General features: G+C 52.0%; 22 protein-coding genes and 3 pseudogenes. 13 read left to right on the forward strand and 12 right to left on the reverse strand.

The genetic code is table 11. The annotated features are described in order from the left end of the window. Nucleotides 1-103 precede the first annotated feature (103 nt). Nucleotides 104-613 (forward strand): hypothetical protein, encoded by a 510-nt coding sequence (locus HV345_RS18210; protein ID WP_223307927.1) that lies wholly within the window; start codon nucleotides 104-106, stop codon nucleotides 611-613. A gap of 106 nt (nucleotides 614-719) precedes the next feature. Here the strand turns inward: HV345_RS18210 and foxA are convergent, their stop codons facing one another. From foxA to HV345_RS18225, 3 genes are all read right to left on the reverse strand, one after another. Then, nucleotides 720-2,828 carry a ferrioxamine B receptor FoxA gene (gene foxA / locus HV345_RS18215; RefSeq protein ID WP_181635898.1) on the reverse strand — a complete coding sequence of 703 codons (2,109 nt, stop codon included), beginning with the start codon at nucleotides 2,826-2,828 and terminating at the stop codon, nucleotides 720-722. Nucleotides 2,829-2,949: 121 nt separating this feature from the next. After that, nucleotides 2,950-3,933, reverse strand: coding sequence for a helix-turn-helix transcriptional regulator (locus HV345_RS18220; RefSeq protein WP_032931274.1), 984 nt, complete (start codon nucleotides 3,931-3,933; stop codon nucleotides 2,950-2,952). Between the two features lie 286 nt (nucleotides 3,934-4,219). Then, entirely contained in the window at nucleotides 4,220-5,536 is a 1,317-nt protein-coding gene (locus tag HV345_RS18225) for a methyl-accepting chemotaxis protein (protein WP_255467583.1), read from the reverse strand. 233 nt (nucleotides 5,537-5,769) lie between these two features. On the opposite strand from HV345_RS18225, the gene HV345_RS18230 reads away from it, so the two are divergent. Then, a complete protein-coding gene (locus HV345_RS18230) occupies nucleotides 5,770-6,750 on the forward strand; it encodes an IS5-like element ISKpn26 family transposase (protein WP_000019450.1) in 981 nt (326 codons plus the stop codon). Nucleotides 6,751-7,018: 268 nt separating this feature from the next. On the opposite strand, the gene HV345_RS18235 is transcribed toward HV345_RS18230, so the two are convergent. Next, on the reverse strand, nucleotides 7,019-7,675 hold the full coding sequence (locus HV345_RS18235) for an ATP-binding protein (protein ID WP_003029581.1): 657 nt from the start codon (nucleotides 7,673-7,675) through the stop codon (nucleotides 7,019-7,021). 28 nt (nucleotides 7,676-7,703) lie between these two features. Then, nucleotides 7,704-8,012 carry a maltose acetyltransferase domain-containing protein gene (locus HV345_RS18240; RefSeq protein ID WP_003029582.1) on the reverse strand — a complete coding sequence of 103 codons (309 nt, stop codon included), beginning with the start codon at nucleotides 8,010-8,012 and terminating at the stop codon, nucleotides 7,704-7,706. A gap of 560 nt (nucleotides 8,013-8,572) precedes the next feature. Here HV345_RS18240 and HV345_RS26730 point away from each other — a divergent pair. The 6 genes from HV345_RS26730 to HV345_RS18270 all read left to right on the forward strand — a co-directional run bounded on the left by HV345_RS26730 (nucleotide 8,573) and on the right by HV345_RS18270 (nucleotide 15,469). After that, a complete protein-coding gene (locus tag HV345_RS26730) occupies nucleotides 8,573-8,692 on the forward strand; it encodes a hypothetical protein (protein WP_352145210.1) in 120 nt (39 codons plus the stop codon). Between the two features lie 228 nt (nucleotides 8,693-8,920). Further along, on the forward strand, nucleotides 8,921-9,844 hold the full coding sequence (locus HV345_RS18250; RefSeq protein WP_003029584.1) for an aminoimidazole riboside kinase: 924 nt from the start codon (nucleotides 8,921-8,923) through the stop codon (nucleotides 9,842-9,844). Between the two features lie 165 nt (nucleotides 9,845-10,009). After that, the gene (locus HV345_RS18255) at nucleotides 10,010-11,527 is read left to right on the forward strand and encodes a carbohydrate porin (protein WP_003029587.1); all 1,518 of its coding nucleotides are present in this window, start codon (nucleotides 10,010-10,012) and stop codon (nucleotides 11,525-11,527) included. Nucleotides 11,528-11,664: 137 nt separating this feature from the next. Next, nucleotides 11,665-13,035: a sucrose-specific PTS transporter subunit IIBC gene (locus HV345_RS18260; RefSeq protein ID WP_000345204.1), complete on the forward strand. Its 1,371-nt coding sequence runs from the start codon at nucleotides 11,665-11,667 to the stop codon at nucleotides 13,033-13,035. Continuing rightward, nucleotides 13,035-14,435, forward strand: coding sequence for a sucrose-6-phosphate hydrolase (locus tag HV345_RS18265; RefSeq protein WP_003029589.1), 1,401 nt, complete (start codon nucleotides 13,035-13,037; stop codon nucleotides 14,433-14,435). The genes HV345_RS18260 and HV345_RS18265 overlap by 1 nt, the downstream gene beginning before the upstream one ends. A 29-nt stretch (nucleotides 14,436-14,464) precedes the next feature. After that, a complete protein-coding gene (locus HV345_RS18270; protein ID WP_003029591.1) occupies nucleotides 14,465-15,469 on the forward strand; it encodes a LacI family DNA-binding transcriptional regulator in 1,005 nt (334 codons plus the stop codon). 165 nt (nucleotides 15,470-15,634) lie between these two features. Here HV345_RS18270 and HV345_RS26495 read toward each other — a convergent pair. The 7 genes and pseudogenes from HV345_RS26495 to HV345_RS18305 form a co-directional block, all read right to left on the reverse strand. Beyond that, a pseudogene (locus HV345_RS26495) lies at nucleotides 15,635-15,822 on the reverse strand (DDE-type integrase/transposase/recombinase); the annotation flags it as partial. An 80-nt stretch (nucleotides 15,823-15,902) separates the two neighbouring features. Further along, nucleotides 15,903-17,411, reverse strand: coding sequence for a group II intron reverse transcriptase/maturase (gene ltrA, locus HV345_RS18280; protein ID WP_001189123.1), 1,509 nt, complete (start codon nucleotides 17,409-17,411; stop codon nucleotides 15,903-15,905). Nucleotides 17,412-18,083: 672 nt separating this feature from the next. Continuing rightward, nucleotides 18,084-18,509: pseudogene (locus tag HV345_RS18285) on the reverse strand (IS3 family transposase); the annotation flags it as partial. 9 nt (nucleotides 18,510-18,518) lie between these two features. Continuing rightward, nucleotides 18,519-19,670: an IS30-like element IS30 family transposase gene (locus HV345_RS18290; protein ID WP_001254932.1), complete on the reverse strand. Its 1,152-nt coding sequence runs from the start codon at nucleotides 19,668-19,670 to the stop codon at nucleotides 18,519-18,521. A gap of 67 nt (nucleotides 19,671-19,737) precedes the next feature. Further along, nucleotides 19,738-20,040, reverse strand: a pseudogene (locus HV345_RS18295) (transposase); the annotation flags it as partial. A 20-nt stretch (nucleotides 20,041-20,060) separates the two neighbouring features. Further along, on the reverse strand, nucleotides 20,061-20,378 hold the full coding sequence (locus tag HV345_RS18300; RefSeq protein WP_086550888.1) for a hypothetical protein: 318 nt from the start codon (nucleotides 20,376-20,378) through the stop codon (nucleotides 20,061-20,063). A gap of 99 nt (nucleotides 20,379-20,477) precedes the next feature. Then, complete coding sequence (locus HV345_RS18305) at nucleotides 20,478-22,160, reverse strand: methyl-accepting chemotaxis protein (RefSeq protein WP_103283513.1); 1,683 nt, start codon at nucleotides 22,158-22,160, stop codon at nucleotides 20,478-20,480. 310 nt (nucleotides 22,161-22,470) lie between these two features. Between HV345_RS18305 and HV345_RS18310 the strand changes: the two genes are divergently transcribed. The 5 genes from HV345_RS18310 to HV345_RS18330 all read left to right on the forward strand — a co-directional run bounded on the left by HV345_RS18310 (nucleotide 22,471) and on the right by HV345_RS18330 (nucleotide 26,282). Beyond that, nucleotides 22,471-23,175 carry an IS6-like element IS26 family transposase gene (locus tag HV345_RS18310; protein ID WP_001067855.1) on the forward strand — a complete coding sequence of 235 codons (705 nt, stop codon included), beginning with the start codon at nucleotides 22,471-22,473 and terminating at the stop codon, nucleotides 23,173-23,175. Nucleotides 23,176-23,214: 39 nt separating this feature from the next. Then, the gene (locus HV345_RS18315; protein WP_255467584.1) at nucleotides 23,215-23,460 is read left to right on the forward strand and encodes a hypothetical protein; all 246 of its coding nucleotides are present in this window, start codon (nucleotides 23,215-23,217) and stop codon (nucleotides 23,458-23,460) included. 160 nt (nucleotides 23,461-23,620) lie between these two features. Continuing rightward, nucleotides 23,621-24,643 (forward strand): IS110 family transposase, encoded by a 1,023-nt coding sequence (locus tag HV345_RS18320; RefSeq protein WP_001572362.1) that lies wholly within the window; start codon nucleotides 23,621-23,623, stop codon nucleotides 24,641-24,643. A 1,047-nt stretch (nucleotides 24,644-25,690) separates the two neighbouring features. Next, on the forward strand, nucleotides 25,691-26,020 hold the full coding sequence (locus HV345_RS18325) for a type II toxin-antitoxin system RelE/ParE family toxin (RefSeq protein WP_000493286.1): 330 nt from the start codon (nucleotides 25,691-25,693) through the stop codon (nucleotides 26,018-26,020). Then, on the forward strand, nucleotides 26,001-26,282 hold the full coding sequence (locus HV345_RS18330) for a helix-turn-helix transcriptional regulator (RefSeq protein WP_000780222.1): 282 nt from the start codon (nucleotides 26,001-26,003) through the stop codon (nucleotides 26,280-26,282). The genes HV345_RS18325 and HV345_RS18330 overlap by 20 nt, the downstream gene beginning before the upstream one ends. Nucleotides 26,283-26,360: the final 78 nt, after the last annotated feature.

Consider the following 26,360-nt stretch of genomic DNA (forward strand, 5'->3'; position numbering starts at 1 on the left):
TGTGTCATCGTGCCCCCGTTTATACAACCTTAAATATCACCCGTAATCATTTTTTTATTATGTTATGGGCGACTGGGACCACAATAATGAACGGGATAACATCATGACTAAAATAAAACTGGCGCTGCTTTTACCTCTGTTTCTGGCGGGTTGTACGGTGAGCGATGGAGAATTAAGAAACGCTTACGCTCAGCGTTATCAGCAGCCCGCCGCTTATGTCGATATCTATAAACAGAAAATAGCAGGCATGGATATTAATGCGCTGGCCCAATATGCCGCCGCAGAAGATAAGAAAAAAATGCGTGGGCAACCAAGACTGAAAATCGACGAATTCATTACCATTGAAAATGTGCAGGCGAAAGGAAACCGGGTGGTCTACGATTACTCGCTGTCCGAGAGCTGGCTGGCGCTGTCCGCAGATAAGCAGCGTGAAAAGCAGACCAATATGAATAAAGACCTGATCTACCGTACCTGCTCGCTGGAAACGGTACGTCTGGCGCAGGCGAAAGGGTTGGAAGAAGAGCATAACTATTACAGCCAGTACCCAGACAAAGTCGCCTTTACCCTGAGAACCAGCGCGCAGATTTGTATGCAAAACGGTTTTACACAATAACCGCAATCCCCCAGCCTGATGGCGCTGCGCTTATCAGGCCTACAATTTGCACGCATCTGTAGGCTTGATAAGACGCCAGCGCCGCCATCCGGCTAAAAAACGATACTCAGAACTTCCATGAAACGCTGCCGACAATGCTGCGCTCGGCGCCGAAGTAGCAGTATGAGAGCGAATTACAAGCCGCAACGTAGCGCTTGTCGGTCAGGTTGTTGACGTTCAACTGGGCGCTCAACCCTTTAATACCGATATTCGTTAAGTCGTAGCCAATTGCCATATCCACCAGCGTGTAGGACGGCAGAGTGTGAGTATTCAGGCGATCGCTGGCAATACCGTTGACATAACGCACGCCTGAGCCCAGCGTCAGGCCATCCAGCGGACCGCTTTTCACATCGTAGCTCAGCCAGGTACTGGCCTGGTTACGCGGCGCGTACACTGCGCGCTTACCCTGCTCTTCCGGGCTGCTTTTCTTATAGCGAATGTCGGTATAGGTATACGCCGCCTGCAGACGGAAGCTCTCCGTCAATTGGCTAATGGCCTCCAGCTCCACCCCTTCAGACTCAATTTCCCCAATCGAGCGGTACGGATCGGTCGGCTCTTCTTTGGTGGCAATATTCGTCTGATTGATACGGAATACCGACGCGCTGAACTGACTGTTGAGTCCTTCCGGCTCATATTTCAGCCCGGCTTCCCACTGCTTGCCTTTCATCGGATCCAGCAGATTGCCGTTCTCATCGGCAAAGCTGGTTGGCGTAAAGGCGGTGGAATAACTCACATACGGCGCAAAGCCGTTATCGAACAAATAGAGCAGCGCAGCACGGGTGCTGAAGTTGTTTTTGTCCAGATCGCTACGGGTATCGTTGATCCTATCAATGTTAGAAACGCTCACCTGATCGTAGCGACCGCCGAGCGTAATACGCCAGCGATCCCATGACATCTGATCCTGCAAATAGTAGCCTGTCTGGCGCAGCTTGTGCTTCTCACGCGCATACATGTTGATGTAATCAGGCTGCGCGCCGTACACCGGGTTGAAAGCATCTATCGGAGGGAATGCCCCATAGTAGCCGGTGGTATTGTTGCTGCGATCCTGATAGTCGATCCCCACCAGCACACGGTGGTTGACCTGCCAGGTATCAAAGCTGCCGTCGAGTTGGTTATCCAGCGTAATCGCTGACATTTTTTCATCGGAGCCGGAGTAGCCGCGGTTAAGCTCGGTTTCATTCAGCCAGCCCGCCGCATACACCTGATTCAGCTCAACGTCGGTATGCAGGTAGCGCAGTTTTTGCCGCACCGACCAGCCGTTATCAAACAGGTGCTCAACGTTGTAGCCCACCATGTTTTCACGGCGATCGTATTTGTCGTAATCATCCTCGCCTTCGTAAAAGGTGTTGGAGATCTTTTGCCCGTAATGTGGAACCACGGTGCCGTCATACGGCAGACCGGAGTGGCTTCCGCCTTCCGGGTCACGGTGCAGATAAGCCATCAGATCCAGACGCGTCTGGTCGGTGATGCGCCAGGTCAGGCTGGGCATCAGCGCATAACGTTCTTCTTTCAATGGACCAAACTGCGAGTCTGCGTAACGCGTCATTCCACTCAGTCGTGCCGCCACGCGATCGTTATCATCCAGCGCCCCGGTGACGTCAAACGCCGCGCCGCGCTGGTTATTGTTGCCAGCAAACAGTTTCACTTCTCCGCCGGCATCAAACGACGGCTTACGTGATGTCAGCGCGACAATACCGCCCGGAGAAGAACGGCCATACAGTACGGAAGCCGGGCCGCGTACCACTTCGATATCTTCGAGGAACCACGGATCGACCACCAGCGAGCTGTGTGAGTTGGTGTCCCCCATCATCTTCAGGCCATCGAGATAGACGTTGTCCAGGCTACCATCCGAGAAACCACGCAGCACAATATAGTCAAAGCGGTTGGAGGCACCAATCTGATTGCTGTACACCCCCGGCGTATAGCTCACGGCCTGGCGCACGCTGGTTGCGCCCTGCTCTTCAAACTGTTCACGGGTAATGATCGATACCGACTGAGGCGTTTCAATATCCGGCGTGGCGAGCTTCGTGGCCCCGCTTTGCATTTGCGAGGTGACAACCACCGTATCGTTTTTTGTTGTTTCCTGCGCCAGCAGTGGAAAAGCCACGCTACCGGTCACCCATCCCACCACTAGCGCCAACCGAGTCTTCGCGAACATGAATATCTCCAAAGGCATGTCTAATTGTAAGTGAGAATTATTACCTTTTTGCTAACGGAGATAGCTATGCAGGATGCCAGGTTGCCTATGCGCAGTGCCAAATTGTCGGGAAGGCACGTGCGAAAAACGTAAAAATGGATTAGCAAAGTTTGAGTACATCGCCAGGCGAAAAGCCGTAACGACGCCGAAATGCGGTGGAGAAGTTGGTAGCATGTTGATAACCCGACATCCAGGCCGCCTGCTGTACGCTGTATCCTTCCAGTAAATAGCCGCGCGCGCGTTCCAGACGGCAATCACGCAGATAGTCAAAGACGGAACAGCCATAGGCCGCACGGAACTTGCTGCGCAGGCTGCTGGGGCTCATCGCCGCGCGTTGGGCCAGGGCATTGAGGGTGTAGTCATTCTCGGGACTCTGCTCCAGAAGACGACGAACGACCTCCAGCCGCTGCTGTTCACCGCTTGCCGCAAGCCGCTTGCCACTCTCAACCTGACACACGCTGAGGCCATGGCCGAACAGTTGTAATATCAGCCCTTCCAGCATCAGTTGGCGAGAAACATGACCGATCGTGCTCCGCTGCGCATACTGCAGGCCGCTGAGTAAAAACCCCGGCACCTGCCAGATAAGCGTCGGCGTTTCGCATCTTTCCCACTCACGCATCAACGATTCGAGCAACCCCGTGCGCCACGCGCCGTCGGGATACAGACCGAGCGATAACGTGCGCAGTTTGCAGTCAGCATGATGGCGGGCACGCATCGTCTGATGCTCGCTCAGGCGTGAGCTAAACGCCATCCCGGAACGTACCACATGCTCCTGCCCGTTGAGCGTCAGGATGACGCAGCCTTCCAGAACCACCAGCATATACAGAGGACTGCTGTGGCGGGAGGTGGTTTCGTAGGGTTGTAGCACCTGCACATCAGAGTGCGTGACACACATCCCGCAGGGGAGCGTCATCTCCTCAACCTCCCCCTGCAGAACGGGGCTGCAAGACGACAAATCCGGCTTTTGCGCCAGCAGGGGAAAGCGGTAATCGATCCCGTAACGCTCACCAAAATCCATAAACTCGCTGACGGAGAAGGTGCGGGCTACGCGTCTGGACGTATTCAGGGCGGTGGTGTTGTTCATGCTGTCTTCTGCACAGGAAATGGGATTAACGGTTGATAACTGAAGCAACATTACCATTACCTGTACAACACAACAATAATAATGAGAATTATTATCAATATGACGAATGCGATTTCAAATCGCGCTGGAGAACGTCATTCCCGATATTTTTCTCGCGCAGCTCATCAGGCAACATTGACACCTGATGAGCTGCGGTCTGTGAGCTATGTGCAGCTCAACCTTTCTCACTGTCATAAACGGGCACGTCAAACGCACCTCGATACCCGCCGAGTTTGTACTCTATTTATTATGCTGAAGGCTGGTTTTCCTCCACCTGGAACACCGCCACAGCCTGGGATAGCATTGCCGACTGCTCTTCCACACTGCCTGTCGTGGCGGCTATCTCCTCAACCAGCGAGGCGTTTTGCTGAGTCACTTGCTCCATTTGCGTTACCGCAACCCGGATCTGTTCGATGCCGCGACTCTGTTCCCCCGAGGCTCCAGAGATATCTTCCATTAAGACATTAATGTTGCGTATCGCCTTCGCAATATCCGCCATCATGGCGCCACTGTTTTCGGCTATCTCTACCCCTTCCTTAACGCTAATTGCCGCTTTGGCAACCAGTTCACTGATTTCTTTCGCCGAGGAGGCGCTGCGCTGAGCAAGCGTTCGGACTTCACTCGCCACAACGGCAAACCCACGCCCGGACTCACCAGCGCGTGCGGCTTCCACCGCCGCGTTTAATGCCAGGATATTGGTTTGAAAAGCAATACTATCAATAACATTGGATATTTCGTTCACGCCTTGCGCATTACGGCTGATCAGGTGAATTTTCTCAACCATATCACTCATTAAACGCTCGCCACGCAATGCCATTTCCGTGCTTTCGCTGGTCATGACGGATGCCTGATGTGACTTATCAGTATTATTTTTTGTTGTGACTGAAATCTGCTCCATACTGGCCGCCGTTTCAACGACTGCCGCAGCCTGCTGTTCCGTTCTGGTTGATAAATCGGAATTACCGGAAGCAATTTCCTGCATACCGATATTAATAGACTCAACGCCATCGCGAATAGTGCTGACAGTCTCGCGTAGGCCTTTTTGCATATTATGCAAATTTAAGCACAGTATGCCGATTTCATTGTTACCCGATACCTTAACAGGATGGCTGAGATCGCCTTTACCAATCCGCGCAAAATGTTCAGAAACGATTTTTAAAGGCTGAATGATGGTCCGGTTCAACCAGAAATTACAGATAACGAAGATAAGTACCGTAATGACCAGGATCACGGATACTTTCAGGATCGAGGTATTAAACTGAACGTGTGTTTGTGCAACGATCTTCTCACCAATCAGCATTGTTGATTTGTAATAATTCGTCACTTCGTTATCGAAATTTTTGCGAGCCGCGAGCAGTTCCGCATTAGCATTTTCTTGTGCATTAATAATACTGTTGCTGGAAAGCGTCTGATTTAATGTATCAATAGACTTTTGCTCAGCATTCATTTGTTGCTCAAAAGCCGTTCTGATGACTTTACCGATTTGCGGATCGTCAGCCGTCAATCCAGGAATACCCCAGAAAATATCGAACTGTTTTCTGGCATACGCCATCTGATCTTGCATTTGATTCACTGTCTGTCGGGCATCGGTCGCATTATGTTGTTGAATATTATCACGAACGCTTCTGACTTTATAAACAGCCTCAACGACCTTATGCAGGGTATCCTGCTCCTTAATGATGTTATGTAGTAATAACGTATTTTTTTGATTTCCTTTGAGATCAACTAAGGAAGGTGCGAACAAGTTCCTGATATGAGATCATCATATTCATCCGGAGCGCATCCCAGAGGGACATCATGAGCCATCAACTCACCTTCGCCGATAGTGAATTCAGCACTAAGCGCCGTCAGACCCGAAAAGAGATTTTCCTCTCCCGCATGGAGCAGATTCTGCCATGGCAGAATATGACCGCTGTCATCGAGCCGTTTTATCCCAAGGCGGGCAATGGCCGACGGCCCTATCCGCTGGAGACCATGCTGCGTATTCACTGCATGCAGCATTGGTACAACCTGAGCGACGGTGCCATGGAAGATGCCCTGTACGAAATCGCCTCCATGCGCCTGTTTGCCCGATTATCCCTGGATAGCGCCCTGCCGGATCGCACCACCATCATGAATTTCCGCCACCTGCTCGAGCAGCATCAACTGGCCCGTCAATTGTTCAAGACCATCAATCGCTGGCTGGCCGAAGCAGGCGTCATGATGACCCAAGGCACTTTGGTGGATGCCACCATCATTGAGGCACCCAGCTCTACCAAGAACAAAGAGCAGCAACGCGATCCGGAGATGCATCAGACCAAGAAAGGCAATCAGTGGCACTTTGGCATGAAGGCCCACATTGGTGTCGATGCCAAGAGTGGCCTGACCCACAGCCTAGTCACCACCGCGGCCAACGAGCATGACCTCAATCAGCTGGGTAATCTGCTTCATGGAGAGGAGCAATTTGTCTCAGCCGATGCCGGCTACCAAGGAGCGCCACAGCGCGAGGAGCTGGCCGAGGTGGATGTGGACTGGCTGATCGCCGAGCGTCCCGGCAGGGTAAAAACCTTGAAGCAGCATCCGCGCAAGAACAAAACGGCCATCAACATCGAATACATGAAAGCCAGCATCCGTGCCAGGGTGGAGCACCCGTTTCGCATCATCAAGCGGCAGTTCGGCTTCGTGAAAGCCAGATACAAGGGGCTGCTGAAAAACGATAACCAACTGGCGATGTTATTCACCCTGGCCAACCTGTTTCGGGTGGACCAAATGATACGTCAGTGGGAGAGATCTCAGTAAAAACCGGAAATAACGCCAGAAATGGTGGAAAAAATAGCCTAAATAGGCTGATTCGATGTGTTTGCGGGAAAAAAATCGGCCCAGATCCGCGAAATTTTAATCAGCGAGTCAGCTTGGGAAGAAATGACCTGCTTATTCGCACCTTCCCTAGCTAAACTCGATACAAAAGCATATGGAGATGGCGACCGTAGCTTCGGCTGCAGTCGCGGGTAATTTATTTTTTACAGCAATGGCCTTTCTTATGGATGGAAAGGCCAGACCTTATATATCAAGAAGATGGTGAGCGATAAAGTATTGTTTTCAAGTAATCATCTGTTGCAGTAAACTCAGGGAGTTGGCCACTCATGGCCTGTGTTAGTGGAATAATCTTTGTCCTGACTCCCATCCCCCTGAAATCAACGTAACCATAATCACGTAAGACTTCCATAATAATCGTATTGCGTGGTGATCGCTGACCTGTAACCATCTTTTCAATCGACATCGAATTATTCAGCGCCCCTGGGCTAATAACTTCAAATCGATTGCTATACAAGCCAATCTCTATCTCAACAAAGCGTGTCCAGTCACGATGAGCCAGTGCATTTACAACAGTTTCGCGAATAGCTTCCAGTGGATAATACCAGGTTGTTTCCCGACGTAGATGCGTATCGGGTAGAGGGGCCTCTGAAGTGATAAAGGGCATGATAGTTGACATCAAACGCTCAATCAATCCACCATCGATCAAAGCCTTTCCGGCTTCCTCAGTATCAAAACGCCCAACCATTGGACCATCCAGAATATCATCGAGTAACGGTTGGTACTCCTTATCCTCGCTGGCAAACGCAAAGACTCGGATATCTGGTCGATGCGAGAGTTCAACCATTTTGATTTTGAACTCAACGGGATAATTAGGGCTTTTTTTACGCACTGTGGTTAATGATTTCATGGATAGTGTCCACCATATTTGGTGTCCACTATCCTCTCAGGAATTTCAGGATCTGCCAGACGGTGCTGAGACGACGCTTACGAATGTTATACCCCCTGCTGCAGTGGAAAGACGTGGTGACAGATACCCCTTCCCCACATTCAGGCAGCAACTCTTTCATCAGTAGCAGGCGGGAATCAATATGAGCAGGATCGGTGTGGTTAAAACGATGAAGGAGCGATTTTGTCCGCAAAGAATCCGCTTTTATGGCGGGTTCAGCAGGGAAAAAGTAATCCCCATCTTTAAGACGGACACGTTCCACCCTGGTATCAGCGCAGGGCGGCAATTTATCATTCATTAATTCTGTTTCCTCCGTATGCAGCGTGGAGCCTTTCCTGTTACCGGTTTTATCCGGATGTATGCTGTCCCGTGAAGTGGCGGGCAAACTCACTTCTAAAAAATTACGGCCAGATCTTGTCATGCCTATCACAAAGTATCATAACCGAGCATTGTGTAAAGATGAAAACCGTCAAATTGAGCGCAATCGAGCTGCATGATATGATCAGAACCCTACTAAATCAGAAGTATTGGGTATGAGATTACTTTTGAGGAAGCACGTAAATGAAACGAGTGGTTCTGTTTTCATGTGGGAGCGCTTGTCGCTCCCTGAATAGTCCATGTGACAATGAAGATTAAACAGCATCATAACCAGCATGATGCCGTTGCATTTCTTGCATATCGGCAGACTACATCAGAACCCGGTAACCTTGGATGCTGGGATAATGGCAGAGAAGAGGCACTTACTGTATCTACGGTAAAAAGCGGTTTTGTCGATGAAGTTTTAAAGGAAACCCTCCAGAAACGCTGATGAAATTGCGCAGTTTCGCTGGCCTGATGCGACAACAACTCGCCAGTAGAATGGGTATTTCTTACAAATACCTGCGCAGCATAGAAGCAAACCCATCCAGAGCGAGCATTACTACACTTAACCATTATGCCAAGAAGTGTGGTGTTAAAAGCCCTTTGATTTATCTGTAAATAAGATAAAACATGATAATTTCATCAAGTTGCATGGTAATTTATCCAGGATCCATTTGTGTCCAGGACGTAAGTCTTCACAGCTGTCGAATCAATTCTATTTCGTAAGGCGGCTCACGTTTTTATGCCCTGAGCAGTGCTTTTCCGGCTGGAACTTTCCCCCACTCATTCACTGTGATTTAATATGCTAAACCGGTTTAATTAAGTTTAGCCTTGGAGGGTTTTAGCATGAAAGCAAAAGTTTGGGTTCTGGGCGACGCAGTGGTGGACCTGCTACCGGAGAGTGAAGGGCGCTTGCTACAGTGCCCTGGAGGCGCGCCGGCTAACGTGGCGGTAGGGGTTGCCCGCCTTGGCGGCAACAGCGGATTTATCGGCCGCGTCGGCGGTGACCCGTTTGGCCGCTACATGCGTCATACCCTGCAACAGGAGCAGGTCGACGTCAGCCATATGTATCTTGACGATCATCACCGCACGTCCACTGTGGTGGTCGACCTTGATGACCAAGGTGAACGCACCTTTACCTTTATGGTACGCCCCAGCGCTGACCTGTTCCTGGCTGAAGAAGACCTGCCACAGTTTGCCGCCGGACAGTGGTTGCACATCTGCTCCATCGCGCTCAGCGCCGAGCCCAGCCGCAGTGCTACCTTCGCGGCTATGGAGAACATCAAACGTGCCGGTGGCCGGGTGAGCTTTGACCCTAATATCCGCCTGGATCTCTGGCAAGATCAGAACCTGTTGCACGCCTGTCTCGACCGCGCCCTGCGTCTGGCGAACGTGGTGAAACTGTCCGAAGAAGAGCTGATACTCATCAGCGGGAGTAATGATATCGCGCAGGGGATCGCCAGCATCACTGAGCGTTATCAGCCTGAATTACTGCTGGTGACTCAGGGTAAAGCGGGCGTCATCGCCGCATTCCAGCAGCAGTTTATCCATTTCAGCGCTAAACCGGTTGTCAGCGTGGATACCACCGGTGCGGGCGATGCGTTTGTCGCCGGACTGCTTGCCAGCCTTGCTGCCAACGGGATGCCGGCGGATATCAATGCCCTGGAGCCAACGCTCGCTCTGGCGCAAACCTGCGGTGCCCTGGCAACCCTGGCGAAAGGCGCGATGACTGCCCTGCCATACCAGCGCGATCTACACCGCCAGATTTGATCCTAAATACCGTCGTACGCGGTCCACTTTGTTGCATCCATCACACTTATTAAACCGGTTTAGCAAAATCAATTTCAAAATGTTAAATGTCGTGCTTAACATTGCAACTAAACCGGTTTAGTAAAAACACACAATTTTTTATTTTCCTTTTGGGATGCAATCAATATGTTCAGAAAAAGCACACTCGCGGTTCTTATCGCTTTGCTAACCGGCGCCGCCTCAGCCCATGCACAAACGGATCTCAGCAGTATCGAAGCCCGTTTAATTGCGCTGGAAAAACGCTTACAGGATGCCGAAAACAGAGCGCAAACGGCAGAAACCCGCGCAGAGTCGGCAGAGAAGAAAGTACAGCAGCTCACGACACAGCAACAAAAAACCCAGGACAGCACTCAGGAAGTGGCTCAGCGTACCGCCAAACTGGAGAAAAAAGCCGATGAGAAAAGCGGGTTTGAGTTCCACGGCTACGCCCGCTCCGGCGTGATAATGAATGACTCCGGCGCCAGCACCAAATCCGGAGCCTACATGACGCCAGCAGGGGAAACCGGTGGGGCTATTGGCCGCCTGGGAAACCAGGCCGATACCTATGTTGAAATGAATCTTGAACATAAGCAGACCCTGGATAACGGGGCAACGACCCGCTTCAAAGTCATGGTCGCCGACGGTCAAACCACTTATAACGACTGGACGGCGAGCACCAGTGATTTGAACGTGCGTCAGGCCTTTGTTGAACTGGGCAACTTGCCCACCTTCGACGGGCCGTTTAAAGGCTCCACCCTGTGGGCCGGGAAACGCTTTGACCGGGATAACTTTGACATTCACTGGATCGACTCGGATGTCGTGTTCCTCGCCGGTACCGGCGGCGGTATTTACGATGTCAGGTGGAACGACAGCGTTCGCAGCAACTTCTCTCTTTACGGGCGTAACTTCGGCGATATTGCTGATACCAGCAACAGTGTGCAGAACTACATCGTCAGCATGAACAATTTCATCGGGCCGGTGCAGATGATGGTCAGCGGGATGCGGGCAAAAGACAACGACGAACGCCAGGATACCAACGGTAATCCGGTCAAAGGCGATGCGGCAAATACCGGTGTACATGCGCTGCTCGGGTTGCACAACGACAGTTTTTACGGCCTGCGTGAAGGTGCCAGCAAAACCGCCCTGCTCTACGGTCACGGACTGGGTGCCGAAGTTAAAGGTGTCGGCTCTGACGGCGCGTTACGCTCGGGGGCTAACACCTGGCGCTTCGCCAGCTACGGCACCACGCCACTGAGCAAGAACTGGTTTATCGCCCCGGCGATACTGGCACAAACCAGTAAAGACCGTTATGTCGATGGCGACAGCTACCAGTGGGCAACCCTCAACATGCGTCTGATCCAGGAGATCAATCAAAACTTCGCCCTCGCTTATGAAGGCAGTTACCAGTATATGGATCTCAAACCTGAAGGTTATAACGATCGCCATGCGGTAAACGGCAGCTTCTACAAGCTCACCTTCGCCCCGACCTTTAAGGTTGGCGACATCGGCGATTTCTTCAGCCGTCCTGAAATCCGTCTTTACACCTCGTGGATGGACTGGAGCAAAAAACTCAATAATTACGCCAGCGATGACGCGCTGGGCAGCAGTGGTTTTAAATCGGGCGGCGAATGGTCGTTCGGGATGCAGATGGAAACCTGGTTTTGATGGTTAACACCTGGCGACAGTAACCGCCGGGGCGACAAAATACGTTTCGTCGCCCCGGACACAATAACAACGAAGAGAATGCGCTCCGGCTACCACGGGACGACAACTCGAAAATCAATACGCATTCAGAGGGTACTATGGATTTTGAACAGATTTCCCGCTCGCTACTTCCGCTTCTGGGAGGCAAGGAAAATATCGCCAGCGCCGCGCACTGTGCCACACGCCTGCGCCTGGTGCTGGTCGATGACTCACTGGCCGATCAGCAGGCCATCGGCAAAATTGATGGGGTGAAGGGCTGTTTCCGTAACGCCGGACAGATGCAGATTATCTTCGGCACCGGGGTGGTGAACAAAGTCTACGCCGCCTTTATCCAGGCGGCAGGGATTGGCGAATCCAGCAAATCGGAAGCTGCCGACATTGCGGCGAAAAAACTGAATCCTTTCCAGCGCATTGCCCGCCTGTTGTCGAACATCTTTGTGCCGATCATCCCGGCTATCGTCGCCTCCGGCCTGTTGATGGGCCTTCTGGGGATGGTTAAAACGTACGGCTGGGTCGACCCGGGTAACGCCATCTACATCATGCTGGATATGTGCAGCTCAGCGGCGTTTATTATTCTGCCGATCCTGATTGGCTTCACCGCCGCCCGCGAGTTCGGTGGTAATCCTTATCTTGGCGCGACGCTTGGCGGCATCCTGACTCACCCGGCGCTCACCAACGCCTGGGGTGTGGCCGCCGGTTTCCACACCATGAACTTCTTCGGCCTTGAGATTGCCATGATCGGCTATCAGGGCACGGTGTTCCCGGTGCTGCTGGCGGTGTGGTTTATGAGCATCGTTGAGAAACAGCTGCGTCGCGTGATCCCCGATGCACTGGATCTGATCCTGACGCCGTTCCTGACGGTGATCATTTCCGGTTTTATCGCCCTGCTGATTATCGGCCCGGCTGGTCGCGCGCTTGGCGACGGTATTTCGTTTGTCCTTAGCACCCTGATTACCCACGCCGGTTGGCTGGCCGGACTGCTGTTTGGCGGTCTCTATTCGGTTATCGTCATTACCGGTATTCACCACAGCTTCCACGCCATCGAAGCGGGACTGCTGGGCAACCCATCCATCGGCGTCAACTTCCTGCTGCCGATTTGGGCGATGGCCAACGTCGCTCAGGGCGGTGCTTGTCTGGCGGTGTGGTTCAAAACGAAAGATGCCAAAATCAAAGCCATTACCCTGCCCTCGGCGTTTTCTGCCATGCTCGGCATCACCGAAGCGGCGATTTTTGGTATTAACTTACGCTTTGTAAAACCGTTTATCGCAGCCCTGATTGGCGGCGCGGTGGGCGGCGCGTGGGTGGTATCCATGCATGTTTACATGACCGCGGTGGGCCTGACGGCTATCCCTGGCATGGCTATCGTGCAGGCCAGCTCGCTGCTGAACTACATTATCGGGATGGTTATCGCCTTTGGCGTCGCCTTTGTCGTCTCCCTGGTACTGAAATACAAAACGGACGCTGAATAATGTCACATCCATCACGCCTGCCTGCGATTTTGCAGGCTGTTATGCAGGGCCAGCCGCGCGCGCTGGCCGACAGCCACTATCCCCGCTGGCACCATGCGCCGGTGACCGGGCTGATGAACGATCCCAACGGCTTTATTGAATTTGCCGGACGTTATCACCTGTTTTATCAGTGGAACCCGCTCGCCTGCGATCATAAGTTCAAGTGCTGGGGGCACTGGAGCTCTGCCGACCTGCTGCACTGGCAACATGAGCCGATCGCGCTCATGCCGGATGAAGAGTATGACCGCAACGGCTGCTACTCCGGAAGCGCCGTGGATAGTCAGGGCACGCTCACCCTGTGCTATACCGGCAACGTAAAATTTGACGACGGCAGCCGAACCGCGTGGCAGTGCCTGGCGACGGAAAATGCCGACGGCACGTTTACCAAACTCGGCCCGGTATTACCGCTGCCGGAGGGCTATACCGGCCACGTGCGTGACCCGAAAGTCTGGCAGCACGAAGGTCGCTGGTACATGGTGCTGGGCGCACAGGATTTGCAAAAGCGTGGCAAGGTGTTGTTATTCAGCTCAGCGGACCTTCATGAGTGGACGAGTCAGGGCGAAATCGCCGGTTATGGCATCAATGGCCTGGACGACGCGGGCTATATGTGGGAATGCCCGGACCTGTTTGCCCTCGGCGACCAGCATGTCCTGATTTGCTGCCCGCAGGGCGTGCCTCGTGAGAAAGAGCGCTATCTCAACACCTACCCGGCAGTGTGGATGAGCGGCGATTTCGACTACCACCGCGCGGCCTTCGAGCATGGCGAACTGCACGAATTGGACGCAGGGTTTGAGTTCTACGCCCCGCAAACCATGCTTACCAGTGATGGCCGCCGTCTGCTGGTCGGCTGGATGGGCGTGCCGGAGGGCGAAGAGATGCTTCAACCGACCCTCACCAACGGCTGGATCCATCAGATGACCTGCCTGCGTGAGCTGGAGTTTATCGATGGTCAGCTATACCAACGTCCTCTACGAGAGCTGAGCGCCCTGCGCGGCGAAGCGCACGGCTGGGCAGGGAACTCCCTGCCGCTGGCACCGATGGAAATCGTTCTACAAACCACTGGGGACGATATTTTGAGCCTCGATTTTGACGGCGCATTAATCCTTGAACGCGATGCCAGCGGGATCCGCCTGGCCCGACCCAGTCTGGCCAGCGACGAGAAGCATTATCGTTACTGGCGCGGAGACGTCCGCTCGCTGCATATTTTCATCGACCAGTCTAGCGTGGAGATTTTCATCAACGGCGGCGAAGGAGTGATGAGCTGCCGCTACTTCCCGGCCTGTTCAGGGCAGCTAATGTTCTCTGGCATCACACCGGACGCATTCTGCTACTGGCCGCTGCGAACTTGCATGGTAGAATAAGCGTTTTGCCTCAAGCTCATGGCGTCGTAATGAAAACTAAACGCGTAACCATTAAAGATATCGCCGAACAGGCTGGCGTCTCAAAAGCGACCGCCAGCCTAGTACTGAACGGTCGTGGTAAGGAGCTGCGTGTGGCGCAGGAAACGCGTGAGCGAGTACTGGCGATTGCCCGTGAGCAGCACTATCAGCCAAGCATTCACGCCCGCTCGCTGCGCGACAACCGCAGCCACACCATCGGACTGGTGGTGCCGGAGATCACCAACCACGGCTTTGCGGTCTTTTCACATGAGCTGGAAATGCTGTGCCGCGAAGCAGGCGTCCAGCTATTGATCTCTTGTACTGATGAAAACCCCGGTCAGGAGAGCGTGGTGGTCAATAACATGATTTCCCGCCAGGTTGACGGTCTGATCGTCGCTTCATGTATGCACAACGATGCCGACTATCTTAAGCTCAGCCAACAACTGCCAGTAGTGCTGTTTGACCGTTGTCCTAATGAAAGCCTGCTGCCGCTGGTGATGACTGATTCGATTACCCCAACGGCGGAACTGATTTCCCGCATTGCACCTAAGCATAGCGATGAGTTCTGGTTTTTAGGCGGTCAGTCGCGTCTGTCGCCTTCACGCGATCGTCTGACCGGCTTCACGCAGGGTTTGGCTCAGGCGGGTATTGCACTGCGCCCGGAATGGGTGATTAACGGTAACTACCACCCGAGCTCAGGCTATGAGATGTTCGCCGCACTCTGCGCGCGACTTGGGCGGCCGCCTAAGGCGCTGTTCACTGCCGCCTGTGGACTGCTCGAAGGGGTACTGCGCTATATGAGCCAGCACCATTTACTCGACTCAGATATCCATCTGACGAGCTTTGACGATCACTATCTTTATGATTCGCTGTCGCTGCGTATCGATACCGTACAGCAGGATAACCGCCAGTTGGCCTGGCACTGCTATGATCTGATAAGCCAATTGATCGAGGGCGATACGCCCGAAACGCTACAACGCTACCTGCCCGCAACGCTGCAGTTTAGGCATCAGTAATAACTGAGCATTTTTGAATACCCTACAGAGGTGAAATCTGGTGCGAATCCAACAATCAAAAATCAATATTTGTAGTGATGTGATGCGGAAAGGTCTTCACTGCATCAGTAATCACACCAATCGGGTTAAACGGCAAACTGAGTGGTGGTAAAGACTGACACCGGCATTATTACTGTCACTGTGGAACATCACTCCGGCGGGTTTACCGCAAGCTTCCCACGCAATTTCCAGCGCTTTGATGTCAGCTTGCTGTCCGGTGAGAATGACATTGCCCAACCCTCAGGTTTCCTTGCGAACAGATCGAGAACAACAGCAAGGTAAGCCCAACGCTTGCCTGTCCAGAGTAGAGTAAGAGGCAGGGCGTAGTCGGACTATTTCCCTGCCTCTCCTCCCCGAACCGGACGTGCACCTTTCAGCGCATCCGGCTCTCCATTTAAATGCTGGCGAACGCCATTGCCACTTCTGTAAAGCGCGATGTATACGTGTTTCTGGTCTCCGTCCTCAGATAGGGATTACCTTCGGGTAGCCGCCAGCGGAACAGCTTCTTGCCTTGCCCCACCAACCGGTACAGTATTTCGCCGCTGAGCTTGCCGTGATTGGTTTTACCAAATAAAACCCACGTTTTGCTCTGACCCGGTTTCGGTGATTTACACCACCACCTCATCAGGGAAGCGATACCTGTACGGTATTTGCGGGCCAGCCAGTGAGCCAGCTTCCAGAACACGACACGGTCGATATAACTGAAGACTTTGGCCTTAAAATCAACGAACTGATAGAACATGGCCCAGCCTTTCAGTTTTCGGTTGAGTTGTTCAGCCATATCGACTTTGCTTTCACTGTAGTTGCCTGATAACAGTGCTGTCAGCGATGCGGCGAAGTTTCTGGCTTTCTCCTGCGGGATCGTTGAGACCACTCGCATCTCGCCATAACGACTGCGTTTGCGAATGATCCTGTGCCCCAGAAAGATAAAGCCGTCATTAACATGGGTGATTTTAGTCTTATCCATGTTCAGCCTGAGTTTCAGACTGCCTTCGAGCACACCCCGACACTCCTCCCTGATGGCTTCCGCCTGTGCTTTGGTGCCTTTGACGATGAGGACAAAATCATCGGCATAGCGGCAGTACGCCACCGCGGGTTTCCACTGCCAGTTTTCTCTGACCGCCGTACTTCGGCCCCGTTGGATACTGTTATTCCAGTACCACCGATCTTTTCTGGCTTTCCCGCTCAGGTAGCGCTCATGCAGGTATTGATCGAACTCATTCAGCATGATGTTCGATAATAGCGGCGATATAACACCGCCCTGTGGCACACCTTCACTGGCCGCCCGAAAGAGACCGACATCGATATGTCCCGCCTTGATGGTTTTCCACAGCAGAGTCATGAAACGTGCGTCACTGATCCTGCGGCGTACAGCCTTCATCAGCAGTCGATGATGTACGGTGTCGAAGTAACTGGACAGGTCGCCTTCAATCACCCAGCGTCCCCGGGTTTCACCACAGTCTGTGAGCTGTAATTTCACCGTGCGGATCGCGTGGTGGACACTGCGCTCAGGCCGGAAGCCATATGAGAGCGTATGAAAATCACTCTCCCATATCGGCTCCATCGCCATCAGCATGGCCCGCTGAACAATACGATCCCGCAACGCGGGGATACCCAGTGGTCGCAGTTTGCCGTTGCTTTTAGGGATGTAAACCCGTCTGGCGGGCAAGGGCTGGTAGTGGCCTGAGAGTAATTCATCCCTGAGGATTTGCAGCTCAACAGCCAGTCTGGCCTGTAGCATTGTTTTGTTCACGCCATCAACGCCGGGGGTATGGGCCCCCTTTGATGAAAGCGTGATCCGCGCCGCTTCAGCCAGCCATTCTGGTTGTGTTATCAGACGCAGCAGCCGTTGAATCCGTAGGGACGGATCGGTGACTGCCCATGTGGCAAGCTTGCGTTGCATTTCGCTGATTATCAAAGGTCTTCACCTCGTTAGGTCAGTTAATTCACGTCGCAAACACATTCAAACTGCTTCCCTTCGCCATGTAATGGGCTTTCCCCATCGCGGACTACTACGGAAGCTCCGCCAGCCAGCGCGTCATCGGAGCCATGCCCCCTTAACATCCGTCGCTGACCTTCCCCGGTTTACCTGCCTGGACTCAGGCATACTGAGGAGGCTGCCCGTCGCACTCTTTATCCTTGCTTGCCGCAAGTTGGCAGAGGTCAGCAACGCAAGCGTGATAGACGCTGCTGCCCCGGTGTTTCGCATACATGTCAAAACACCTTCGACCGGCAGTGCTTACGTATCACTGCCAGTTCCTCCTGCACGGCCTGTCAGATCACGTAGGCCGTGGTGACGTTTTCAACCCACAGAGGCGGATTAACGGGTTCATGTTCTTCAGCCTTTCAGTACTTAACCTTGAGGATCATCTCGGCTTAGTGATCTCGCCTCAATCCCCGTTGTCAGCGGGTTACATCACCCTGCGGGCATGCCGCAGGTCACTGCCGCTCAGGTTCTCCACCGTCACACCCGGTGGGATTGTTGGGTTTCTCATCGTGAGTTACCGGTTCAATATTCCAGACAGACTCGCGGTTCATTTAAGCATCCATGCCCGCCCTGAACTCCGGGCACACTATAGGTCACATCACCGCACCACACCTGATTTGGCTCGGTCACGGCGAACTGCCGTTCAAGGTAGTTAGGGATAGCAACATGTTCATGACCACCACGTTTATACCGGTGAGTCGGCTGCTGACAGCTGACCAGCCCCAGCTCTTTCATGAGCCTGCCAGCAAGCCAGCGTCCCATCTGGTAGCCTCTCCGGGTTGCCATTGTGGCAATGCTTCTTCCTCCGGCCGAACCGTGGCTGATGCCATGTAGCTCAAGTACCTGACTGCGTAATACAGCCCGTCTGCCGTCTGGTTTTTCAGGACGGTTTTTCCAGTATCTGTAGCTGCTGCGATGAACCCCGAACACATGGCAGAGTGTGGCCACAGGATAATGCGCTCTGAGTTTCCCGATTATCGAGAACTGTTCAGGGAGTCTGACATCAAGAGCGCGGTTGTAGATTCAATCTGTCAATGCAACACCCCTTTCAATTATCTCTTTCGGTGTTTTGAACTTCAGTGTCTTTCTCGGTCTGTTGTTTAGCTGAGCAGCAACCAGATCTAGTTCATGTTGAGTATATTGGGCAAGACATGTCTTTTTAGGAAAGTACTGCCGAATTAGCCCATTTGTGTTCTCATTTGTTCCCCGCTGCCAAGGACTCTGAGGATCGCAGAAGTAAACTTTAACGCCGGTGCTGACAGTAAATTCTAGATGTCTGGCCAGTTCCATTCCTCTGTCCCATGTCAGTGATTTTCTGAGTTCTGACGGTAAACTCAGGAATTTGTCGGTAAGAGCCTGATTTACTGAGACAGAATCTTTGCCCCTGAGTCTAAGGATGATCGTATAACGTGATTTTCGGTCTACAAGTGTGGCTATATGAGAGTTTTTTGTACCTGAGACTAAATCGCCCTCCCAATGCCCCAGAGAGCGTCTGTTATCGATATTTCGGGAACGTTCGTGAATTGGTGTTCCGTTCACTATGTTAATCGTACCTCTTTCGCCTTTGCGGGTATGACGCCTGCCATGGCGAAGGCTATGCGACCGTCGCAGATGCTGTATATTCAGGTGGTGTAGCGCTTCACGGCTACGAAAGTACAGCGTTTTATAAATTGTCTCAGGTGATATTCGCAGCGTTTTTTGACGTGGTTTTGTTCGCCTTAACCATCCTGATATTTGCTCTGGAGACCATTTCATCTCCAGCTTTTCCAGAACAAGCTTTCGCAATGGCAAATTTTGATCCAGTAAGCACGGTTTTGGCCTTTTCGCCATTCTGTTGGCTCGGTTATTAGCATCAACAGCTTTGTAATAGCGTCTGCCCCGATTACGCTGAACTTCACGTGAGATCGTCGAAGGACTGCGATTCAGCGCAGTAGCTATCGCACGAATGCTCATTTTGGCTGACAAACCAGCTCGTATCTCCTCGCGCTCAGACAGTGTCAGGTGAGCTACAGCCCGCTTACGCTCATGGGGTTTTATGCCGCCAGTATCCCTTAACATAGTGAAGATCGTTCCGGGTTTTGAACCCAGGATATTCGCTATTTCACTGAAGCCTGTTCCGTTCTTCCATAGTTCAAAAACAGAGGCTTTTTCCTCTGCTGTAAATGTTCGTCTCATTCAAAAAACCTCCGCAACCCCATGTTTTCACATAACTGTTGCGTTGACCAATTGAATCTACAGTAGCCTTTTTTAATATCGTATTTTGCTCCTCCAGACGGCGAACCTGCTTTTCCAGCTCGCGGATACGTTGCTGGTCTGGAGTAATGGGTGTGGCAGAGGGCGTAATCCCCTGGCGCTCTCTCCTGAGCTGGCGTACCCAGCTCTCAAGCGTAGTAGAACCCACATTCATCGCTTCACTGGCCTGTCGATATGAGTAGCCCTTATCAACAATCAGCTGTGCACATTCCAGCCTGAACTCAGGGGTGAAACTACGTTTGGTTTTCTTGTTCATTAAGTCACCTGTTTTGTGTTGAGGTGAGAATATCACCTTTAATCAGGTGGCCAAATTTACTGTGCCACTACAAGCCACCTTATATTCACCAGCAGGTTTTTCATCAGTGAAATGGCGCGTCCCACAGAGAGAATTTCAATAAACAGGTTAAGGTCGTTTTGTTTCAGGTAGTTCAGGAAGTCTGGCTCACTGAGACTTTCCCCTGCCTCCTCGTAAAAGCAGGCAATCGCTTCCATGTTATTCATGTAGGTGCTGATTGCGGCGTACTCGTGTCCTTCCATCTGTTCAAGGATGACCCTGACAGACTGCATCCGGTCGGTCAGTTTCGCATGTATGTCTGCATATTTAGCCTGACGGGGATTTATTTCACTCATTATTACTGTCGCCTGTAAATAACCGGCACAGTGCGAACACCATGCCGGGAGATTATGGCTGACAAAACGGGAACGACAGGATCCCGCTGTTGTCGGGGGTCAGAAGGTTTCCCAGTTCTCGCTGGCGTGTTGTTCCGTTTCACGAACGGACTTTACCGCTTTAACCTTACTCTGCGGGCTGGTGTTGCTGATTGTCGGTACTATGGTATTTTTTCGTTCAGCATCGCGTTTTTTATTATCACGGAGACGAAATACGCTCACCTTCTCCTGCAGAATCCGTGACTGATTCTGCAACGAAGCGGCAGTGGCTGCAGACTGTTCCACCAGAGCTGCATTTTGTTGGGTGGTGCTGTCTATCTGGCCCATGGCGCTGTTAATCTGGGCAATACCATCTCCCTGCTCACGACTGGCCTTGGCTATTTCCTCAATCAGCCCTTCCATGCTCTGGACGTTACTGATGATATCCTCCATTTCCCTGTCTGCTTTTTCAACCAGGGTACGGCCGGATGCAATGCGGGAAACGGAGTCATCAATGAGCTCTTTTATTTCCCGCGCGGCAGAAGCACTGCGCTGAGCCAGATTACGAACCTCTCCGGCCACAACCGCAAATCCACGGCCGGACTCGCCGGCGCGTGCGGCTTCCACGGCAGCATTAAGCGCGAGAATGTTGGTCTGGAAGGCAATCCCGTCGATGACCTGGATGATGGCTGTCATTTCAGACGAGGTGTCGTAAATCTCCTGCATCCGGGAAGACACCTCACTCATGACCACTCCATTCTGTTTCACAATGGCCGTTGTTTCTGTCACAAACTGGTAAACCTGTGCTGTATTGCCGGCAGTATTGTTTATGGTGGCCGTCAGTTGTTCCAGAGTGGCCGCCGTCTGTTCCACACCGGCAGCCTGCTCTTCGGTGCGGGCTGACAGGTCTGTATTACCACTGCTGATTTCTGCTGCAGTCAGCGCAATATTGTCCGCTCCCTGACGTACTTCCCGGACGGTGTTACTCAGACTCCCGCACATATCACGCAGTGCCTGCATCAGTTGCCCCAGCTGGTCCTGTGAGTCCACTTTAATCTCCACACACAGGTTACCTTCCGCCACTTCCCGGGCAATCCGGACGGCTGAAATCAACGGACTGGTAATGCTTCTGGTGATCAGCCATGCCAGCACACCTCCCAGAAGAAGCGCCATACACCCAGTGATGATCAGTGTCAGTATGGCTGCCGTACCATTATCAGCGATAACTTCACCCGCTTTATCTATGCTTGTTTTTTCGTATTCCACCAGTGCCTGCAGACTGGCCATGTAGTCATTTATGATCGGTAATTGCTGTGACCGAATGAAGCGGTTCAGGGCTTCACGGTCCCCCTGCTCACTGATCTGAAGAGCTTTTACCAGGGTATCTGCATACACCTGACGCTTTTCACCAATGGTTTTCAGCAGCTTAATACCCTGCTCTGAAGTAAGCTCCCTGTTAAATTTATCCTGCAGTATATCCACGCGAGCACGGGTTTTCTCTATCCGCTGCTGTGCATATGTCCTGATATCCGGGTCCCCCGACGTCAGCAGAACCAGTCCAAGCGCACCGTTTGATTCAATACCGGTCTGCCATTCATTCGCCATACGCTCCTGCAGAAGATAATTATTCATCACGCGTTCGGTGGAAGTGAGCATAGAGTTCAGGTACCCCACTCCGGTCACTGTCATGATCATGATAAGAACCAGAATTAGGCTGAAGCTGCCAGCCAGCCTGATACCCACACTAAAGTCTTTGATTTTCATTTTATTACCCGTGAATGAAGCTGGTTATTTCGGACCCCGGTGTCCCTGACAAATAACTGGTGCCTCCAGACTTATTTATGAGGAATCATATTTTGATTAACGAGATCTGTTATCGGTATCAGTGTGCCTGAATGGAGTATGTCAGACACGACCACTTAATACCCCGAAGCGTCCTGCCAAAAAAGACCAGACGGTGAGGGCTGGTCTGAAATCTGACAATGTCTATGGGGTCTACCGTTGCGTAGAGGGCACTGTTGCAAATAGTCGGTGGTGATAAACTTATCATCCCCTTTTGCTGATGGAGCTGCACATGAACCCATTCAAAGGCCGGCATTTTCAGCGTGACATCATTCTGTGGGCCGTACGCTGGTACTGCAAATACGGCATCAGTTACCGTGAGCTGCAGGAGATGCTGGCTGAACGCGGAGTGAATGTCGATCACTCCACGATTTACCGCTGGGTTCAGCGTTATGCGCCTGAAATGGAAAAACGGCTGCGCTGGTACTGGCGTAACCCTTCCGATCTTTGCCCGTGGCACATGGATGAAACCTACGTGAAGGTCAATGGCCGCTGGGCGTATCTGTACCGGGCCGTCGACAGCCGGGGCCGCACTGTCGATTTTTATCTCTCCTCCCGTCGTAACAGCAAAGCTGCATACCGGTTTCTGGGTAAAATCCTCAACAACGTGAAGAAGTGGCAGATCCCGCGATTCATCAACACGGATAAAGCGCCCGCCTATGGTCGCGCGCTTGCTCTGCTCAAACGCGAAGGCCGGTGCCCGTCTGACGTTGAACACCGACAGATTAAGTACCGGAACAACGTGATTGAATGCGATCATGGCAAACTGAAACGGATAATCGGCGCCACGCTGGGATTTAAATCCATGAAGACGGCTTACGCCACCATCAAAGGTATTGAGGTGATGCGTGCACTACGCAAAGGCCAGGCCTCAGCATTTTATTATGGTGATCCCCTGGGCGAAATGCGCCTGGTAAGCAGAGTTTTTGAAATGTAAGGCCTTTGAATAAGACAAAAGGCTGCCTCATCGCTAACTTTGCAACAGTGCCCAGAGGATTTCTTCGCCATTCTCGGCATCCCGCTAAAACAGGTTTACCGGGAACGCGCCAGGCTGCTTAAGGCCAACCCGGAAGAAATCATATCCTCCGGGGATGTCCGGTTAATCGCTATCAAGGTTGAGAACTGGACGCGTAAGGCCGCTGCCGGGTTAGCCAGGATGAAAGCGAAGCGTGAAGTGGCTCGCCAGCGCAAACAGGAATACTACTCCCTAACCTTTGCCTGATCCCCGCCTACTACCGCCTTAGCTGGCGGGGATTCTGCACGTCTGCAATAAACCTCAGTACAAAAAACAGCCTTAACGAATGGAAGGGACTTCCCCTGGATATGCGCCTGATTAACTCTTGTGCAATCATGGGGTAAACATAGCCCCGGAGGGATTCGTTATGACCATCACGACTGTCGGTATCGATCTTGCTAAAAATGTGTTCGCTGTTCACTGCGTTGACCAACACGGTAAAACTGTTCTGGTTAAACCCAAAGTATCGCGTGCTGCCCTTCCTGAGCTGATTGCCAGTTTACCTCCCTGTGTTATCGGGATGGAGGCATGCTCCGGGGCTCACTACTGGGCAAGGTTGTTTCGGCAATATGGTCATGAACCACGGCTGATGGCTGCTAAATTTGTATCTCCTTACCGCATGGCCGGTAAATCAGGCAAAAATGATGCAGCTGATGCTCAGGCTATCTGTGAAGCAGTTCGTCGCCCGCATATGCGGTTTGTACCAGTGAAGGATGAGAGCCAGCAGGCGATGCAATGCCTACACCGTATCAGACAGGGTTTTATCGAAGAGAAAACAGCAACATATAACCGATTGAGAGGTTTGATATCGGAATTCGGTGTCATCGCCCCACAAAGTACAGATGCCCTGCGTCACATGGTTTCTGAGCAGAAGAGTTCTTTGCCACTTCAGGTTCAACAATGTGTTAATGACCTGCTGGAACACATTGATCGTATTGAAGATAATATTACTGAATATGACCGGATTTTGTCCCGCATGGCAAAAACAGATCACCGCAGCCAGCGATTGATGGAACTGAAAGGGATTGGTCCCACAACGGCCTGTGCGCTGGTCGCCAGTATCGGTAATGCACACGATTTTAAAAATGGGCGACAACTGGCAGCCTGGCTGGGACTAACGCCATCGCAGTACAGCAGTGGTGGGAAATCAAAGCTTGGCAGGATAACTAAAGCTGGCGATTCGTATCTGCGAACGCTACTGGTTCAGGGGGCTCGTTCGGTTCTGATTGGTGCCGAGAAAAGGACTGATTTATTCAGTCGTTGGGTCTGTTCACTGGTCGATCGCAGAGGATACTGGCGTGCCGTTGTAGCCATCGCCGCCAAAAACGCAAGGCTGTGCTGGGCATCATTGCATTACGGTGATGATTTCAGGCTGTACTCAGCCAGCTAAAGCACGAAACAAAATAACCATCTGACCTGCAATTCGTTGATGATAAAGGGTTAGACCCCGTGAGGCCTATCTGGCTATTGTACAGGATATACGTATCCGCTTAACGAACAAGAACCTCACGCGCGTCTTTCATCAGGGTCCGAATCGATGACGATTCATCATGGCCGTTTATAGTACCGCAGTCTCTCCCCTTTATTTTTACTGAAGAGCAGACAGAAACCATAAACACCGGCGTTGACACGCCGGGGAAGCCCTTATAGTACAATAATTTTCGAAATCCAACCCATCCCGCCTACAGGAATGACGGATTTTTCGGCGGTTCCGGCGTAGACCCACCACAACTGCTGTATAGCTTGTGGGTAAGTGATAATGAAGTGCAAACGAGATGGCGCAAATACTCTTTTGGTTTATCTTTTAATTACTTACGTATTAAAAGATAAACCAAAAAAAATAAAAGACATTACTGTTATCCCCTTTAAAAAGTGGATAACCGAACAGCATCGGCGCGAGCGCCTCAAAAGTAGCTCCCCACGCTAAAGCGCGGGGCATTCAGAACGGAATCCCTCGATGGCTAACAGCTCGCCTGTTAGCCATCGAGGGATTGGACAAATCCGGCCACGCCGGATACGTCAGCAAATATCGCTGAAGAATTAGCTTACACGCTCGTAAGCGGCTCTTACGACCCGCTAACGAGGAGATACGCCCCAACTGCGGCTTCGCCTTGTTGTGACCACTCCGACCGCGCACAAAAGCCTCTGAGCCGCTTTTAGCGGAATATGGCTTTGCAGGGTGAAGGGATGGATAGGCGATCCCTTTCGATCCCTCACTGGTATCGGCGGCTAACCCTCGGTGCTACCTGTCATTTCATCCTGCCGCCTTACATGCGCTAACGCGCATAAATCCCCGTTCCTCAGTGGAACGAAAACTCACGCTAACAGGGTAGTGACCGGGTAGCCACGATAACTGCCAACAAAATTAGCTTATAGGTTAATTCTACCTTGTCTGAAATTAGCCTATAGGTTAATATTAATAGAAATGGGAGGTCACATGTTTAGCGTTGTTTATCACCCGGAAGCCAGGGAAGAAGCCACAGCATTACCCGTAAAAATCAGGGTGAAGTTTGACCGTCTCATCGGCAAACTGGAGTATGACGCCCGATTACTGCGGGAGCCGGACACGAAGCCCCTGGGCGATGGACTTTTTGAGATCCGCACGATGGGGACGGACATAGCCAGGGGAATCTGGGTATACCACAAAGGCAATACCATCATCATGCTCCGTGTTTTCATCAAGAAGTCACAGAAAACGCCAGCGAAAGAAATCGATCTCGCCAAAAAGCGGTTAGCGGAGGTACTTAATGAAACTGGTAAGCCATAAAGAACTGCATAACGAGTGGATGCAGGACGATGAATATCGCGCTGCATGGCAGGAAGAAGAACGTAAGGAAAAGCTCAGGGAGCTGCTTGCTGAATGGCGCAAGCATGACAACCTGACAAAAGCGCAGGTTGCTGAACGCATGGGGGTTACACCTCCGGTTATTTCTCGCCTGGAAAACAACATCACCAAAGCCAGCATCGACACACTGACCCGCTACGCTCACGCCTGCGGCATCAAGAAACCTGTCATTGCCCTGTACTGAATAGCCAGCCCTCCGGGGCTGGCCTTTTTGTTTCGGTCAGTCCCAAAATTTTGTTAAGGAAGGTGCGAACAAGTTCCT

Source organism: Citrobacter sp. RHBSTW-00986, assembly GCF_013783065.1.
Lineage (GTDB): Bacteria > Pseudomonadota > Gammaproteobacteria > Enterobacterales > Enterobacteriaceae > Citrobacter > Citrobacter braakii.